Source organism: Massilia sp. UYP11, from assembly GCF_050434805.1.
Lineage (GTDB): Bacteria > Pseudomonadota > Gammaproteobacteria > Burkholderiales > Burkholderiaceae_D > Telluria.
In genome coordinates, this window is record NZ_JBNDJE010000005.1 from 64821 (window position 1) to 81154 (window position 16334).

Below are 16334 nucleotides of genomic sequence, written 5' to 3' on the forward strand. Positions count from 1 at the left end.
GTTTTATTTTCAGGCATACAAGCCGTGTAAAAACCATCGCGCATCATTGGCGCGTTCCAGATAGATCCAGTAACAACTTCCATCATTTCCCTGAGCAATGAAGTAATCTCGGGAAGCAGATTGCTCACTCCACCAACCAGCTTCTATTCGCTCCGGGCCGCGAATTATTTTAAGCGGACTACCATAAAATGGTCGCTCATTACGCACTAGTAGCGCAATAGGCTTTGGCAATAAGAAAAATGGTCGATTATTGGCAACGAATTCTGTATTAGCCTTGATTGGTTTGGTTGTCGCGGATGCCCAGGCATTGTAGACCTCTGGAAGATAATCTTCAACGTTATTAGGGGTTAATACATTTTCGTGACCGAGTCGTGCAGTCAATAGCTCAAGAAGTCGATGATAATCTTCTAGCGAGCCACCAGGCTCGGGGAAAAGGGATTCATTTGTTGGGTGGGCGGCTTCGGTCTGTACCGCTTCTAGGTAGAGGCCAATTACAGGCGCGGTAAGTTGAATCTTCGGGAGACGTTCTTTTAGAAGCCGAATTAGGTGTCCTTCGTCCCAAGCGGGCTCTGCCAAAATTATCTCAATCTTTGTAGGCGCTATTGCGGCGCGACCGCGTTCGTGTTCAAGAAGGAAGACGCAAACTCGGACTGCTCGTTGCAAGGACTTTAGCCAACCAACTAACTGGAGGATCAGACTGGTTCCGCTGTGGAGCAACGCCCCGGCGTGCTCGACGCGATCACAGAGCTCTACGCGTGCTTTGAACTGTAGTGGCGGCTTGATCCAGTCAAATATTTCCGGTTCTTCGCCGTATGCTCGATCAAGCGCGTAGATTAATTCCTTGCTAGTTCGACGCAAAAGGCCGGCTCTGGGCAGTCTACGGAGCGCACCAATCTGCTCTGCCCCAATGTCATTAAGCCAGTTCCTATAGGGAGCAGCCTTTGGAAGTAGATTGCAAGGCAACATGCTCAGCCGGTGGTGCAAGGTTCTTATCGATAATGTTCGGCGACGTAGAGTAAATCCGTCTTGGCGCCTACTTCTTGCGAGCAACCAGGCGCCTTCTGCTGTCGGGGCAGTACCGATTTGCGACGTAAAGCCGAGTGAGCTAAGAATGCCGGAGACGCGCAGGGAGAGCGAATGTGGTCCTTTAAATAACGTGAGGCTTGCACTAACGTCCAATAGAACCGAGAAATCTTCCTGGAAATCGATTTCCGGAGTGAACTGCATTAGCGCGGTTGTAATAGCGTGAAGCGCCTGGTTCTCCTTTTCTGGCGATCGATCTAGAGTTGTTGCCGTAGGGGCGAGAGCCGATACGCTATCGCGGCGCATGCGTAAGCGTATGCCGCACTGCGCTGCCTCGAAGCTCATCGCCAGTACCACTCCTTGGTCGATAACGACAAACTGCCCAGGTTCAGACCAACGCGGGCGTAGTGCTTCTAGTGGCAATGAAGGTAGATGGACGCTTAACAGGAGTTTCATAATCTTTGTCCAGTGACCGGCGACCCACAGGCATATTCGTCAACGAAATAAAAAAAGGGTTTTCACAGGAAGGTCCTCTTCGTTTGACAATATCAACAGAAAGTCCACCATGAATAGGACGAAGTGCTATGCGTAACGGTGATGGCGAAGCGTTCGCTGCAGCTGAGATAGGCCGCATAAGCCAAAACCATGTATCAGTGGTTTGGGCGGCGAGGTTCAGCCGCCGAAGTGTTTCAGGTCGAATATCTGTTTGCCAAAGTATGACGGCACCGCAATTTCCGCTTTTAAGAGTTCGCTCGGTAGCCCATAGGGCATCTGATGAACTCTTTGGACGGAGCCATAACAAATTTCGTTCATTCACTTGCCAAGCACGGCAGGCCATAAGATGGGGATGATAAGGTGGCTGGATAAGCACCACTCGTTGCGAAGATGATAAGGGGGATAGCATAGGTTGTAGCAATTGCATTTCCCCGATACCGTTTTGCTGCACAAGTAGTTCGATAAGCGCCGACCTCGGCCACCCTCTATCCGGTAGTTCTTTGTCGAGCAGATCGTGCCCAGTGGTTTGGACAGTCGATCGTGCGATCGCTAACTCGCTTGCACGCCATACGTCACGTAGAACTGACTGGGGCACTTTCCCAGTCTTTTGAGCAACATTGGTAGGTGATGTAAGCATATATGAGTTTTGTACTGTATATTTGTACAGTATAAATTGTGAATGGATGAAAGTGCAAGGTGGTTTTTTGGGCTACTGGCTGGCAGTTGTATGCGCTCGGGAAAATGGCTGCATAGCCGGGCCGGCCGCTGTGGCAAGGATGCTTGCACTTTAGGAGTTTAACTAAACGCAATACCTACTGGGGAACACCGTGGCCAGGAATTACTTGGTTGCGCAGGACCAGGAGCGTGCCTTGTACTGGGTCTATCAGGAGCGGGTTGCCAAGGCAGCTGAAGACTCGGAACCACACTGATTCCTCCATAGGCTGTTTGAAGAACGGGTCCATCTGTCCTTCCAGCGGCGAACTTTCGACCCTCTGGCTGCCGCAGTGGTCTGGTGTTCCGCGTAACGGGCTCGCCGTCCCGGCACAGTCACTTGAAGGTGCATCCGGCAACAAGCTGCTCAGGCTGTCTGTCCTATCTGTTTCACTGTGCGGCCGAAGATCGCGGCCGCCCCATCAAGGATGCGGCGCACTGCCGGGTGGCTCTCTCGCCGTTCGACCGACACGGCATAGAAATGCTCGACGATGGCGTCGATCGTGCCAATGGCTTCCAGCGCGTTTTCCTCACACACGATATCGGCCAGCACTGTAGGCGCCACGATGAACCCGGTACCGGCGCGGGCGAAGGACTTCAACAGCGCTCCGTCGTCGAATTCACCCACTACGATGGGACGCAACTCGTTGCTCTCGAACCAGCTGCTGAGCTGACTGTGGATGGCGGCGTCCTGCCCCGGCAGCAGGAAAGGCGCATTTTTCAGGCGCTGCGGGAAGGAGCCCGGCCAAGCTCTGCACAGGTCGGGGTGGCCCATTACAGTAAGCGTGCTCGAACCGAGCAGGTGAGTGTAGCCGCGGATCGCACCTCCTGGTGGCAGGCCCTTGTCGGCGATGATGAGGTCGAGCTGGTGTGCCGTGAGTGCAATCATCAAGTCGTCGAAGTGCCCTTCCTTGCAAATCAGGCGCATTCCCAATCCTGCCCCCTGCGCCGGCTGCAGAAGGCGGAAGATCATGGTCTTTGCGATCATGTCGCAAATGCCGATTCGCAGCGTTTCCGCGGCGAATGCCCCTCGCCGCATCGCTTGTTCCAGCTCATTGCCCATGTCAAAGATCTGCGTGGTATAGCGCAACACGGTTTTGCCCGCCTCGGTCAGTTTGGCCTTCCCCCACCACGACGGACGCTTTCGATAGGTATGATGTTCCTATCGGAGGTATTACATGGCACGTGAAAGACGGTTGTTCTCAGAAGAGTTTAAGCGCGAAGCAGTCAAGCTGGTAGGCCAGCCTGGCGCGAGCAAGGCGGCAATAGCCCGCGACCTTGGCATCGGTGCTAATTTGCTGGGTCGGTGGTGCAGAGATGCCCACGTCGGTGCAGAGGTCGCAGTCGGGCGTGAGAAGGTATCGGCCCAGGAATACGAGCGCATGCGGCGCGAGCTGGCGAAGGTCAAGACGGAGCGCGACATATTAAAAAAGGCGCTCGGCTACTTCGCAGCCGACCTCAAGTGAAATACGGCTTCATCGCCAAATATCGAACCATCTGGCCAACACGGACGATGTGCCGTCTGCTCGGCGTATCGAGCAGTGGCTTCTACGACTGGCTCGGCCGGCCAGCAAGTGCCCATGAACGCGAGAACGCCCAGCTCCTCAACGCAATCAAGCACAGCCACGAAGCCAGCGATGGCACATACGGTTCGCCACGCGTAGTGCGAGACCTTATCGATGCTGGTTTCTCTTGCAGCGAGAACCGTGTGGCACGACTGATGAAAGCTGCTGGCATCAAGGCCCGTCACAAGCGGCGCCGCGCGCCAGGCCAGCTTGACTCACCAGTGCATGCCATCGCGCCGAACCTGCTGGACCGGCAGTTTGAAGCGACAGGCCCAAACCAGAAATGGGCAGCCGACTTCACTTACGTGTGGACGGGCGAAGGCTGGCTGTTTGTCGCTGTCGTGCTGGACCTGTACTCGCGGCGCGTGGTGGGCTGGTCGATGCAACCGACAATGACCGCACAGCTGGTAATGGACGCTCTGCTGATGGCCATCTTCCGCCGTGGCCGGCCTCGCGCTGTGGTGCATCATTCGGACCAAGGTTCCCAATACACGAGCGAGGATTTCCAGCGCCTGCTCGAATCACACGGCATTGTTTGCAGCATGAGCCGTCGCGGAAACTGCTGGGACAACGCTGCAATGGAGAGCTTCTTCTCGACGCTCAAGACTGAGCGCCTGAGCAAAAAGCATTACCGGACCAGGGATGATTTACGCGCAGACGTGTTCGATTACATAGAAAGGTTCTACAATCCACGCCGGCGTCATTCCACTATCGGCTATCTCAGCCCGGTACAGTTTGAAAATCTAAAATGCGCCTAACGGAAGTGTCCGTATCGATGGGGGAAGGCCAGTTCGAGCCCCCGGCCTCTCTTCTGAAACAATGCCTCGCCTAACTGGGCTTCCAGGACCTGCAACTGCATGCTGATTGCCTGCGCCGTTACATGCAGCTGCTCGGCCGCCCGCGCAACCGTACCATTGGTAGCAACCGTTTGGAAATAGTAGAGGTGCTTATAGTTGATCATGCAATCCTCAGAAAAATTGATGTTTTAGTAAAGATTAATTGATTTTACTTTAAGCTTTGGCGCTTCTATAGTGACCTTACAATCACTTTGATGAGGTCACCATGCATACCTATCCCGCTAACAGTCCCGCAGCAATCAGCCGACTACTGGCCCTCACTATGATCGTTGACGGCCACATCAGCCCGTCCGAGGTGCGCACCATGCATCATGCCAAGTTCCTGCAACAGGTAAAGGTCGACGACGACACATTCGACCATACCCTGCGCGAATTGTGCGAAGACCTGCTCAACAACGCCGCCAACCGCTGCGCGGGCATTGTCGAGATTGATCCGGTCTTGCTGGACAGCCTGATGCTTGAGGTTCAGGAACCGCTGCTGCAGATCTGCCTGTGGAAGACCATGGCTGACATCGTCCAGGCGGACGGCCGCGTCGATGGCCGCGAAATGACCCTGGTACGGCGCGCGGCCAGAGCTTGGTTCGGCCACGACCAGGCCAGGGACTACTCTCCTGCCGACACCTTGGCAGGATGAGGCAGGTCGCCGCAGGCGCAGTCTCGGCCTAACCGGAGCACCACCGGCGCCATGTCCGTTACCATCGCGCGCCGTCCCGACACGATGAGTTTTATAATCGGCTGCACAGCGGCAGTTACCGGACATTGCCGGCCCTGCCTGAAAAGGAGACGTGATGATGGATGTACTCTTGTTCTTGTTCGGGCTGGTGCTCCTCGTCGTTGGCGCGGAAGCTTTGGTACGCGGTGCTTCCCGTCTTGCACTCTCGGTCGGCATTTCGCCCCTCGTGGTCGGACTTACCGTGGTGGCGTTCGGTACCAGTGCACCGGAGTTAGCTGTCAGCGTTCAGTCGGCGATCGCCGGCCGCGCTGACCTGGCGCTGGGCAATGTTGTGGGTAGCAACATCTTCAACGTCCTGTTCATCCTCGGCGTTTCCGCCCTGATCGTGCCGCTGCTCGTGGCGCGCCAGTTAGTGCGCCAGGAAGTGCCGGTCATGATCGGCGTCTCGCTGCTACTGCTTGCACTGGCACTGGATGGGCGCCTCGGCCGTGGCGACGGTGCCCTGCTGCTGGGCCTGTTAGTCGTCTATACCGCGTTCTTAATCTACCAGTCGCGTCGCCAAAATCAGGGCGGCGATGTAGGCTTGCCCGATGAGGCGCTTGCATCCTCCCCAGGTTGGGAGAGCCGCCCTGCGGCGCAGCTGCTACTCATTGCCGCCGGGCTCGGTTCTTTGGTGTTGGGCGCCACTTGGCTGGTGGACTCGGCGGTCCGCTTCGCGCAGTACCTCGGAGTCAGCGAACTGGTCATTGGCTTGACCATCGTTGCGGCCGGCACTTCGCTTCCAGAGGTGGCCACTTCCATCATCGCGGCGCTGCGGGGCCAGCGCGATATCGCGGTCGGCAATGTGGTAGGGAGCAACGTATTCAATATCCTCGGCGTATTGGGTCTGTCGTCCGTGGTGAGCCAGACAGGGATAGCGGTCGCCCCTTCGGTGCTCGCATTTGACCTGCCGGTCATGATCGCTGTGGCGCTCGCCTGTCTGCCAATATTTTTCACAGGGAACCTGATTGCCCGCTGGGAAGGTGCCCTGTTCCTCGGGCTGTATGCTGCTTACATGGCTTACGTGCTACTGGCAGCGGGGCAGCATGACGCGTTGCAGCCCTACAGCGCCATCATGGTGACGGCGGTGCTGCCGCTGGTCGCCGTGACGCTGGCGGTCGTCGCCTGGCGCGAGTGGCAGAGCAGGCAAATGAATCCGGGTTCTCCCGGATAGGAAACGACATGGTGCAGACAGCGCTCCCGGCGGCGTCGCAGCCGTTATGGATCCGCGCGGCCTGGCTGCTGCCGTTGGCGTTGCTGCCGGCGGTGGCTGGCCTGCCGGGCGAACCAGCAAGCTGGTCCGTGCCGTGGGTGGCGCCGCTTGGCGTCCGCCTAGGTTTCGCCGCCGATGGACTCGCGCGCCTGTTCCTGCTGCTCGTGTGCGCCGTCGGCGCGGCCGTGCTCGCCTATACCCCCGGCTACCTGCGCGGCCATACCCGGCTCGGCCAATTGATGTGCCTGCTGATCGCATTCACCCTGGCCATGATTGGGGCAATCCTGGCTGACGACCTGCTGCTGCTGTTGCTGTTCTGGGAGGCGACCAGTGTGCTGTCCTTTCTGCTGGTGGGCTTCGAACACGATAGCCAGGACAGTCGCGACAGCGCGCGTCAGGCGCTGCTGGTCACCGGTGCCGGCGGGCTGGCCCTCCTTGCCGGGATCGTCCTGATACTGCTGGCCGCGCCCGGGCTGCGGCTGAGCGACCTGGCACACCTCGATCCCGCCGTGCTTGAGGATGCCCGCTTCCAGGCGGGGGTGGCGCTGGTGCTGGCTGGCGCCATGACCAAGTCGGCCCAGTTCCCTTTCCACTTCTGGCTGCCGGGCGCAATGGCCGCACCGACGCCAGTCTCGGCCTATTTGCACTCGGCCACGATGGTTAACCTCGGGGTGTATGTGATGGCCCGCTTCGACGAGGCAATGGGCGCGATTCCCTGGTGGGAAGTAACGCTCCTGTCGATCGGCACGATCACCGCCTTGTGGGGCGCCGTCCAAGCCCCCCGCGAGCGAGACCTGAAACGCATCCTTGCATGGTCCACCGTCTCCGCGCTGGGTACGCTGACCGTGCTCATCGGCCTGCCTAACGAACTGGGCGCATTGGCCTTTGTCGCCTTTCTGCTGGCCCATGCGCTGTACAAGGCGCCGCTGTTCTTCGTGGCCGGCAACGTCGACCACGCCACCGGAACGCGCATGATTGACCGGCTGCGCGGACTGCGACATGGCATGCCCGCAACCGCGCTGGCGGCCCTGTTGGCGGGCCTGTCGATGGCCGGTTTGCCGGCCACGGTCGGTTTTGTCGCCAAGGACACTATCAAGGCCGCCAAGGAAGTAAGTGAGATTCTGTGGATAGTCGAAGGCGCCAGCCTGCTGGTGAGCATGGTTGGCGTGGCAGTCGCCAGCGTGGCGGTGTTACGTATCTTCTTTGGTCGCCCTACCCATCCAGCAGGCCACGCGCCGCACGAGGGCGGATGGCGGCTCGCGCTCCCGCCACTGACGCTCGCCAGCATAGGCATCGCGCTCGGGCTGTTCCCTGCGCTGGCCGAACCGCTGGTGACGGATGCAGCCCGGATGATCTCCCCAGCGCTGACGCGCTCCGATGCGTCTCTGGAAACCGAATGGCTGCTCCGCATCGAGAGCTTTGCCGTCGTCTGGGCGGTTGGGGCGATAGTGTACGCAGGGTGGAATCCCCTATACCGGATACTCGACCGACTGCGTTTCCTCGACAGCGCCGGCCCCGCTGCCGCTTACGGCGCCGCGCTGCACGGCCTGAAGCACGCGGCTGGCGTGCTGGCGCGCGGCCTGCAGGCGCGGCGCCTGAGCCGCTATCTGCTCACAACGGTTGCCGCCACGGTGTTGCTGTCCGCGCCTTGGGCATTCGGCCTGAACTTTCAGCCGCCCGCAGCGATCAAGGTCGACGGCGCCGGGGCGCTGGTGGGATGCGCCACCGCCATCCTGGGGGCCGTACTGGCTGTGCGTGCTCGCGACACGCTCCAGCGACTGCTTGGCGCCGGCGCTGTCGGCGCCGGTAGCGCCCTTGTTTTCCTGTTCCAGGGCGCGCCCGACCTGGCCCTGACTCAACTCGCTGTGGAGACGGTCTTCGTGGTGGTGGCCGCGGTCGCGTTGCGCCGCTACCGCCAGCAGCAGGGCGCCGGCGCGGGTGTGGGGCGGGCCAACGCCTGGCGGGCTGGCGTCGCGCTGGCCTTCGGCCTGCTGCTCGGCGCCGTGCTGCTGGCGCTGTCCGGCCGGCCGCTCGACCCCGCCATGGCGGATTACTTCCTCGCGCAGAGCGTGCCATACGCGCATGGACGCAATGTGGTCAATGTCATCATTGTCGACTTTCGCGGCTTGGACACGCTTGGCGAGATCGCAGTGGTCATGTTCGCGGCCCTGGCGGCGTGGCCGCTGGCGCGCCGCCTGCCGCTCAGGAGAAAAGGTTTATGAATGCGGAGCGCTCGATCGTGCTGGAAACCACCGTGTCCTTCCTTTACTGGATTATGCTGGGCGCAGCCCTGTGGCTGCTGCTGCGCGGGCACAATGCGCCCGGAGGCGGCTTCGTCGCCGCGCTGGTGGCGGTAGCAGCGACAGCCGCCCATGCGATGGTGTTCGGCGTAGCAGCCGCGCGCGCCCGGATGCCGTTCAGTCCGCTGACCCTGAGCGCCCTCGGGTTAGTCCTGGCGGTGGTCAGCGGCCTGCCGGCGCTGGCTCTCGGGCAGGCTTTCCTCACCCATTGGTGGGGCGAGCTCGCTGTAGGCTCAATGGCGCTCAAGCTCTCCACTGTGCTGCTGTTCGACCTCGGTGTGGCGCTGTGCGTATGGGGTGCGCTGGGCGGATTCTGCCTCCGGCTACTGGGGAGCTTGCGATGATCGAGTGGGCGATTGCGGCGAGCGTGACCCTTGTGGCGGCAGCCGGCCTGTATCTGGCGAGCTCGCGCGACGTGGTGTCGATCTCGGTGGGGCTGGCTTTGCTCGGTTCAGCAGTAAACCTGTTTGTCTTCGCGGCCGGCCGCATCGGCCAGGCGGCGCCACCGCTCATTGCGCCAGGCGCGGCGGCGCCGCTGGCGGCAGTGGCCAACCCGGTGCCGCAAGCACTGGTACTGACGGCGATCGTGATCGGTTTCGCCTTTGCCTGCTTTGGCATCGCCCTGGCGTTGGCGCTGGCCGCGCACGACAGCCGCGCCGACGCCGACGCGCTGGAACAGGCTGAACCGCCGCCGCGCCCGGACGGCGAGCCTGGGGAGATACCATGAATGGTGTGCTCGTTGCCGCACCGGTGCTGGTGCCGCTGCTCACGGCCGCGCTGACGGTCGCGCTGGCCCGGCGCCCGCGCCGCCAGCGTGCAGCCAGCGCGGTCGGCGCACTGCTGCTCCTGCTGTGCTGCGCTGCGCTGCTGTACGGCTCCATCGGAGGCATAGTGCTGACGGCGCGCTTCGGCGAATGGGCCGCGCCCTTCGCGATCGCCTTCCGTATCGACCGCGCCGCCGCCCTGATGCTGACCGTTAATGCCGTGCTGGCCGTGGCCGTGCTGGTCTACCCTAGCCGCGGTGGAGCGCTGGCCACGCCGTTCGGCCCGCCGCTGGCGCACGGCCTGCTGGCAGGGGCGGGCGGGGCTTACGCCACAGCCGACCTGTTCAACCTCTATGTCTGGTTCGAAGTCATGCTGATCGCGGCCCTCGGGCTGATCGTCGCCGGCCGCAAACCGGCGCACCTGGAGGCTGGCCTGAAATACCTGGTCCTCAACCTGTTCGGCACCGTCCTCTTGCTGGCCGCGGTGACAGGCCTGTACGGCCTGACCGGCCAGCTCAACTATGAGGCGCTGGGGAGAGCGCTGGCCGGGCGCGGCGACGATCCGCTCGCCTTGCTGCTGGGCGCGCTGTTGCTTGTTGCCCTGCTCATCAAGGCTGGCGCTTTTCCCTTCCTGTTCTGGCTGCCGGCCGCCTATCCGGTGCTGCCGGTGCCGGTGCTGGCGCTGTTCACTGCGTTGACAACCAAAGTCGGGGCCTACGCGTTGCTACGAGTACTTTACGAGGTCTTCCCGGCCGGAGCGCCAGCCTACGCCCAGGCCCTGGGCTGGATCGCCTGTGCCACCATGGTCGCGGGCGTGATGGGCGCGGTGTATCACTACGACCTGCGCCGCATCCTGGCCTTCCACAGCGTGAGCCAGATGGGCTATATCCTGTTGGCGGCGGCACTTGGCGGGGTTGCCGGGATCGCCGCGGCGCTGTTCTTCAGCATCCACCACATTTTGGTAAAGGCCAACCTGTACCTGATCGCGGGCATGATCGCGAGTAAGGGAGGGCATCACGACCTGCGCCGGATCGGCGCCCTGGCGCGCAGTGATCCCATGCTCGCCGTCCTGTTCGCGCTAAGCGCGGCCGCGCTGGTCGGGATTCCGCCGCTGTCCGGCTTCTGGGCCAAGCTGCTGGTCCTGCGCGAGGGTTTTGGCCAGGAACGCTATCTGTGGATGGCGCTAGCATTACTCACTAGCGGCCTGACTCTGCTGTCGATGGCCAAGATCTGGATCGAGGCATTCTGGAAACCGCACCCGACGCCACCCACCGAGCCGCCTGCAGCCCATCCGCCGGGCGCCTGGGCTGCCTGTGGCATGCTGTCGCTGCTGGCCCTGGCTATGGGCCTGATGCCGGGCCCGCTCATCGATTTCCTGTATGCAGCAGCCGGGACGATAGCCCCGCCACTCGCCAAGGTTTCACCATGAGACGCATCGTCGCCGTCATTCTGATCTTGTGGCGTTTGTTCGCCGCCATTGCGCGTTCGGGCTGGCAAATATCTTGGCGCATCCTGCGTCCGCCGCGCGGCCTCGCGCCCGGTTTCGTCGAGTACAGATTCCAACCCATGGGACCTGCGGCAACCACCGTACTCGCCTGCCTGATCTGCCTCACGCCTGGGACCACGGCGGTCGATGTCGATGCCGCGGCTGGACGGATGCGCCTGCATCTGCTCGATGCCGGGGGCGGCGCCGACGAGGCGGCACTGCAGGAAATCCGCTTGCTGTTTGAAGGTGCCGTGCGGGTGCTGTTTGCTAAAGAGGAGATGTCATGACAATACTGGCCGAGGTGTTTCTTGGGTTGGCGCTGCTGCTGGTCCTGGAGGCCTTGCGGCGACTGCCTGGGACGGCGAACCGGCTGGTGGCGGTCGATGCCCTCAGCGCCTGCGCCCTTGCAGCTTGCCTGGTGGCCGCCGCGCGTACTGGCCATACGGCTTTCCTGGACGTTGCGCTCGGCTTCGCCCTTATCGCGTTCCTCGCCACTGTCTGCTGGGCCTTCGCGCTGCGCGCCGGGGCGCCAGAAGAGGATGCGCCGTGACTGCCCTGGGATGGGCGCTCATGATTTTCGGCACCGCACTGCTCGCGGTGGCGGCGCTGGGCCTGCTCAGGCTTCCAGACGCCCTATCGCGGCAGCATGCGGCGACCAAGGCGGCGACGCTCGCTCTCGGCGTCATGCTTGCCGGACTGGCCGTGCTGCAGCCGTCGTGGGCATGGGGGATCAGAATCGGTACGCTGGTGGCGGTGCTCGCCGCGACAGTGCCGATTGCTTCGCACGCGCTGGCACGCGCCGCGGCGTCCAGGTCGGACGCTTTAGAGTCGGACTGATCCAATCTCGTGGAAGGTGGATTCATTGCACTCGCGTGCATGCGACGACTAGATTCCGGTCAAGGACCATTGGAGCATTTGGTCCTTGGCGATACGCATGGGTCGGATAGACCGCAATATATGTGATGTCAGGACTTCATACATGATCAAATATTAGGTTTTGTTCACTAGCAAAAAGACCGCAGCGCGAGGCGCCGCTGTTCCTTCCTCTTGGATCTTCACTACTGCAACGCCATGCGCCTCTGGATCGGCCTGTATTTGCCCCAGCTACCGCTCGAGGTCTTCAGCCCACGCTGGTTCAGTGAGGCGGCGAGCGGGGCCGGCGGCGCTGCCGGTGGCCCTGCTGGCGGCCCGGTGGGTGAACCGGTGAGTGGAGCAGACGGCAGCGCGCCTGGCGGTGATGGCCATGGCGGGCCCGGTCGCGACCCTGGCAGCGTCATCCTCGAACAGGAGCGGGTGATGGCGCTGTCGCCGGCGGCGCGCGCTGCCGGCGTGCAGATCGGCATGCGCCGCGGCAGCGTGCTGATGCTGATGCCCGAGGCGCGCATCGAACTGCGCAGCCACGAGCGCGAAGCCGAAGCCATGGGGGCGGTGGCCATGACGATGCTGCAGTACACGCCGCAGGTGGCGCTGGCCGAAGAAGCGACGCTGCTGCTCGATATCGGCGCCAGCCTGCGCCTGTTCGGCGGCATCCGGCGCCTGTGCGAGCGGGTGCGCGCCAATATGGCGGCGCTCGGTTTCACGGCCTGCATCGCCTGTGCGCCCACCGCGCGCGGGGCCTGGCTGCTGGCGCGCGGCAATGCGGGGCGCACCTTGACCATGGACTCGCTGGTGCGGCGCCTAGATCGCTTGCCGGTGGGCTTGCTGCCGCCGGCGCGGCCGTTCGCCGGCTGGTTCGATGGCATCGGCTGCCGCCGCCTGGATGAGCTGCGGCGGCTGCCGCGGCCCGGCCTGCAGCGGCGCTGCGGGCGGGACTTGCTCGACATGCTCGATGCCGCCTATGGCATGCACGCCGAACTGTTCCAGTGGGTCGCGCCGCCGGAGCGTTTCCATGCGCGGCTCGAGTTGTTCGACCGGCTTGAACAGGCCGAGCTGTTGCTGGCCGGCGCCCATCGCCTGGTGCTGCAGATGACGGGCTGGCTGTGTGCGCGCCAGCTGGCGGTCGAGCGCATCCGGCTGTCGCTCGATCACGAGCGCGGGCGCATGGCGCGTCCACCCACCCTGGTCGAGGTGGCGCTGGCCGAACCCACCTGGCGCGACGAGCACCTGCTGCGCCTGCTGCGCGAACGCCTGGCCAAGCTCGAACTCGCGGCGCCCGTGATCGGCATCGGCCTGGAAGCGCAGCAATTGCAGGCGATGGCGCCGCCGACCGACTCGCTGTTTCCCGATCCTGGCGGCAGCGAGGAAGACCGGATGCGCATGATCGAGCTGCTGGTGGCGCGCCTGGGGACAGACAATGTCTTGCAGGCGCTGCCGATGGCCGATTACCGGCCCGAAGTCGCCAATGCCTGGGTGCCGGTGCAGCAAAAGGTGAGCGCCGCCGCCCGCGCGGCGCAGATGCCGCCCGACGTGCGGAGCCTGCCTCGCCCGAGCTGGCTGCTGGCCAAGCCGATCGCATTGTTGATGCGCGACCACCGGCCGTTCTATGGTTCGCCCCTGCGGGTGGCGTCCAATCCCGAACGCATCGAGGCCGGATGGTGGAGCCAGACGCAAACGCGCGACTACTTCATCGCCGAGGGGCAAGACCACGCGCTGTACTGGATCTATCGCGAGCGCATCAACGGCACCGGCGAGGATGCCGCGCCGCGCTGGTTCCTGCATGGCTTGTTCGGGTAATGCCGCAATCCTGGTGAGGCATAATCCGTGCGGAATGATCCGTTCATCGAAGCCGTCCGGAGGAACCATGAAGCGATTCACGAACCTGGCAGTCCTGGCTGCCCTGACGCTGGCAGCGTCGACCCGTGCCCAGGCCCAGGCGCAGCAGACCCTGGAAACGCCGGGCTTCACCGTCAAGATCACGCAGCAGTGCGAGGAGGGCAACGTCACCTGCGACGACGTGCGCTACGTCGGCGCCAGCAAGAAGTCCGGCAAGGCGATCACCCTGCGCGGCAAGACCCTGCACTCGATGGCGGCCGACGGCGTCACGCCCGGCGCCTTCCAGGGCCATGTGTTCAAGTCCGGCCGCACGACCTATACCGTGTTCGCGGACGGCCGGCTGGTGGTCACCGAAGGCAAGAAGACGCTGGTGAACCAGCGTGGTGAGTGGAAGTGACGAGCATCGACGCCGGCGCCGGTCAAGACGGACGCGTCACCAATAAAAACGGCGGCCCGAAGACCGCCGCCGATGTCATTGCCCGGACCGGATCATCTCGCCGCCCTGAATAACGCATCCAGGCGATCCTTCGTGCCGGGAATGCGCTCCAGCGTCGGATAGCGCAAGCCGTCGCGATAGTCGAGCGTGATGGTGCGCAGATTGTTCCCCTTGCGCACCAGGAGCGCGATCGGCGCCTTGCCGTCCTTGTTGGCGCGCACCGCCGCCTTCAGCACGTCGCCCTTGTAGGCGCGGTTGTTGACGGCCACGATGGTGGTGTTGGCCGCCAGGCCCGCGCGGAAACCCACGCCGTCCCACACCACGCCGGTGACGTCGCCATTGCCGCGCACCGAGAAGCCGAGCGAATAGGTGAAGTCGGCGCTGCGGCTGCGTTCTTCAAAGGCGCGGACCGCGTTGCTCGGGGTGTCGCCGTACACCAGTTTCCAGCCGGCGCGGGCCAGGCCGTCGAGCGGCGCGCCGGGGCCATGGCCGTCCAGCCGCGCGCGCAGGAACGGCGCCCAGTCGAACTTCTGCACCTTGGCCAGGGTGGCCACCACGTCGTCGAAGGTGTAGTACACCGGGTCGATGCTGCCGTCCTCGATGCCGAAGAAGGCGCGCGCGAAGTCTTCCAGGCTGCGCCTGTCGCCCGAGAGTTCGCGGATCTTGCTGTCGACGTCGAGCCAGATCAGCATGCCCTCGGTGTAGTAGTCCTCGCTGCGCTGCCAGTTGCCCCAGCCGATCGGCTTGCGGCCGTTGATGATCGGATCGTTGACCGTGTCCTGCACCGCGCGCCAGTCGCGGCCCTGGGTGTTGTCGTAGCGCGCCGCGTCGATCGCCAGCGCTTCGCGCGCATGGTTCTGCGACACCAGGCCGGAACGCGCCGCCAGCACCTTGCCCCAGAACTGGGTCTGGCCCTCGTACACCCACAGCAGCTCGTTTCGCAGCGGGGTGTTGAAATTGGCCACGTCCTGGCCCGCCGGGCGGCGGAACTTGCCGTTCCAGGAGTGCACGAATTCGTGCGGCAGCAGCTCGCGGCCGCCTTCGTTGCGGCCCCAGTCGGTGAAGTAGCCGAGTCGCACGCCGTTCTCGCTCGATTGCTGGTGCTCGCGGCCGATGCCGCCGAATTCGTCCGAGATCGCGAACAGGAAGTCGTACTGCCTGTAGTGGCGCGAGCCGAACAGCTTGATCGCCTGGTCGACCATCGCACGGTGCAGCGCGACCTGCTCGGGTTTCGCCTCGAGGTTCTCCGGATTGTCGGCCACCACGTTGAGCAGCACCGGATTTTTCGCGCCCGGCGCCAGGTCGATGCGCTTGAAATAGCGGCCGGCGAACAGCGGCGAATCGACCAGGGTGTCGAGGTCGTGCGGCTTGAAGCGCACCTCGTCGCCAGTGCGGGCCTCGACCGCCAGCGAGCTGGCGAACTGCCAGCCGGCGGGCAGGGTGAGCGTCGGCAGCACCGTGATGCGGCGCGCGTGGTAGCCGGCCGGGTACAGCGCCACCGATTGCCACTGCACGCCGAGGATGTCGTCGGTCATCGTGATGCGGCCCTGGCTGGTGTCCAGCGGCGACAGGAACTGGTATTCGGCCACCAGTTCGGTGGCGCCTGCCGGCACCGTCACGTGAAAGGCGTGGACCTGCACCGGGTCGCGCTTCCATTCGAGCGGCTTGCCGCCCGCGCTGAACTTGAGGCCGGCCAGCTGGGTCAGCGGAATGTTGGGGCCGTGGTTGCCCGGCGCCCATTGCGGATAAAGCAGGGTCATGGGACCCGGCCGCGCCGGCATCGACAGCCGCATGCTGAAGATCTGCTGCGACAGGTTGCTCGCGTCGACGTGCAGCGCGATCGTGCCCGGATACGGGTCGTTGCCGACGGCGGGGACCTGGGCGGAAGCGGGCAGGGCAAGCGCGAGCGCGAAAGCGAGGGCGCCTGCCTGACGGGCGGCGCGGGCGAGGAAGGGGAATGCGGTCATCGGCAATCGTGAAAGCTGAGGTAAGCCGGCGAGTGTAGCACCCCTCTCGAGACAGATTTCCGCTGAAACATCATGCAAATAAAATTTGCAATA

At 63.2% G+C, this 16334-nt stretch carries 17 protein-coding genes; 12 read left to right on the top strand and 5 right to left on the bottom strand.

Annotation, left to right across the window (positions count from 1 at the left end):
• Positions 1–9 precede the first annotated feature (9 nt).
• The 3 genes from ABIB38_RS10760 to ABIB38_RS10770 form a co-directional block, all read right to left on the bottom strand.
• Entirely contained in the window at positions 10–1479 is a 1470-nt protein-coding gene (locus tag ABIB38_RS10760; protein ID WP_429203757.1) for a Y-family DNA polymerase, read from the bottom strand.
• Entirely contained in the window at positions 1412–2155 is a 744-nt protein-coding gene (imuA, locus tag ABIB38_RS10765; RefSeq protein ID WP_429203758.1) for a translesion DNA synthesis-associated protein ImuA, read from the bottom strand. Before imuA ends, ABIB38_RS10760 begins: the two co-directional genes overlap by 68 nt.
• 441 nt (positions 2156–2596) lie before the next feature.
• The gene (locus tag ABIB38_RS10770; protein ID WP_429203759.1) at positions 2597–3322 is read right to left on the bottom strand and encodes a LysR substrate-binding domain-containing protein; all 726 of its coding nucleotides are present in this window, start codon (positions 3320–3322) and stop codon (positions 2597–2599) included.
• 85 nt (positions 3323–3407) lie between these two features.
• On the opposite strand from ABIB38_RS10770, the gene ABIB38_RS10775 reads away from it, so the two are divergent.
• Positions 3408–4552 (top strand): IS3 family transposase gene (locus ABIB38_RS10775; RefSeq protein WP_429203760.1). Its coding sequence is split into 2 segments (ribosomal slippage): positions 3408–3666 and positions 3666–4552, totalling 1146 coding nucleotides; the frame shifts between segments, so codons are not numbered across the junction.
• On the opposite strand, the gene ABIB38_RS10780 is transcribed toward ABIB38_RS10775, so the two are convergent.
• A complete protein-coding gene (locus tag ABIB38_RS10780) occupies positions 4549–4755 on the bottom strand; it encodes a LysR family transcriptional regulator (RefSeq protein ID WP_429203761.1) in 207 nt (68 codons plus the stop codon). The genes ABIB38_RS10775 and ABIB38_RS10780 overlap by 4 nt on opposite strands.
• A 101-nt stretch (positions 4756–4856) precedes the next feature.
• On the opposite strand from ABIB38_RS10780, the gene ABIB38_RS10785 reads away from it, so the two are divergent.
• From ABIB38_RS10785 to ABIB38_RS10835, 11 genes are all read left to right on the top strand, one after another.
• Complete coding sequence (locus tag ABIB38_RS10785; protein WP_429203762.1) at positions 4857–5285, top strand: TerB family tellurite resistance protein; 429 nt, start codon at positions 4857–4859, stop codon at positions 5283–5285.
• A 154-nt stretch (positions 5286–5439) separates the two neighbouring features.
• The gene (locus tag ABIB38_RS10790) at positions 5440–6537 is read left to right on the top strand and encodes a calcium/sodium antiporter (RefSeq protein WP_429203763.1); all 1098 of its coding nucleotides are present in this window, start codon (positions 5440–5442) and stop codon (positions 6535–6537) included.
• Positions 6538–6545: 8 nt separating this feature from the next.
• Positions 6546–8798, top strand: coding sequence for a hydrogen gas-evolving membrane-bound hydrogenase subunit E (gene mbhE / locus ABIB38_RS10795; protein ID WP_429203764.1), 2253 nt, complete (start codon positions 6546–6548; stop codon positions 8796–8798).
• Positions 8795–9220, top strand: coding sequence for an MnhB domain-containing protein (locus tag ABIB38_RS10800; RefSeq protein WP_429203765.1), 426 nt, complete (start codon positions 8795–8797; stop codon positions 9218–9220). The genes mbhE and ABIB38_RS10800 overlap by 4 nt, the downstream gene beginning before the upstream one ends.
• Positions 9217–9603, top strand: a complete 387-nt coding sequence (locus ABIB38_RS10805) for an NADH-quinone oxidoreductase subunit K (protein WP_429203766.1) — start codon at positions 9217–9219, stop codon at positions 9601–9603. Before ABIB38_RS10800 ends, ABIB38_RS10805 begins: the two co-directional genes overlap by 4 nt.
• Positions 9600–11069, top strand: a complete 1470-nt coding sequence (locus tag ABIB38_RS10810; protein ID WP_429203767.1) for a complex I subunit 5 family protein — start codon at positions 9600–9602, stop codon at positions 11067–11069. Before ABIB38_RS10805 ends, ABIB38_RS10810 begins: the two co-directional genes overlap by 4 nt.
• Entirely contained in the window at positions 11066–11413 is a 348-nt protein-coding gene (locus tag ABIB38_RS10815; RefSeq protein WP_429203768.1) for a Na+/H+ antiporter subunit E, read from the top strand. Before ABIB38_RS10810 ends, ABIB38_RS10815 begins: the two co-directional genes overlap by 4 nt.
• The gene (locus ABIB38_RS10820; protein ID WP_429203769.1) at positions 11410–11676 is read left to right on the top strand and encodes a monovalent cation/H+ antiporter complex subunit F; all 267 of its coding nucleotides are present in this window, start codon (positions 11410–11412) and stop codon (positions 11674–11676) included. Before ABIB38_RS10815 ends, ABIB38_RS10820 begins: the two co-directional genes overlap by 4 nt.
• A 20-nt stretch (positions 11677–11696) precedes the next feature.
• The gene (locus ABIB38_RS10825) at positions 11697–11963 is read left to right on the top strand and encodes a monovalent cation/H(+) antiporter subunit G (RefSeq protein ID WP_429203770.1); all 267 of its coding nucleotides are present in this window, start codon (positions 11697–11699) and stop codon (positions 11961–11963) included.
• Between the two features lie 234 nt (positions 11964–12197).
• Positions 12198–13799, top strand: a complete 1602-nt coding sequence (locus ABIB38_RS10830; protein ID WP_429203771.1) for a Y-family DNA polymerase — start codon at positions 12198–12200, stop codon at positions 13797–13799.
• A 67-nt stretch (positions 13800–13866) separates the two neighbouring features.
• Positions 13867–14235: a hypothetical protein gene (locus tag ABIB38_RS10835; protein WP_429203772.1), complete on the top strand. Its 369-nt coding sequence runs from the start codon at positions 13867–13869 to the stop codon at positions 14233–14235.
• Positions 14236–14327: 92 nt separating this feature from the next.
• Here ABIB38_RS10835 and ABIB38_RS10840 read toward each other — a convergent pair whose 3' ends face one another.
• A complete protein-coding gene (locus ABIB38_RS10840; protein ID WP_429203773.1) occupies positions 14328–16241 on the bottom strand; it encodes a M61 family metallopeptidase in 1914 nt (637 codons plus the stop codon).
• Positions 16242–16334: the final 93 nt, after the last annotated feature.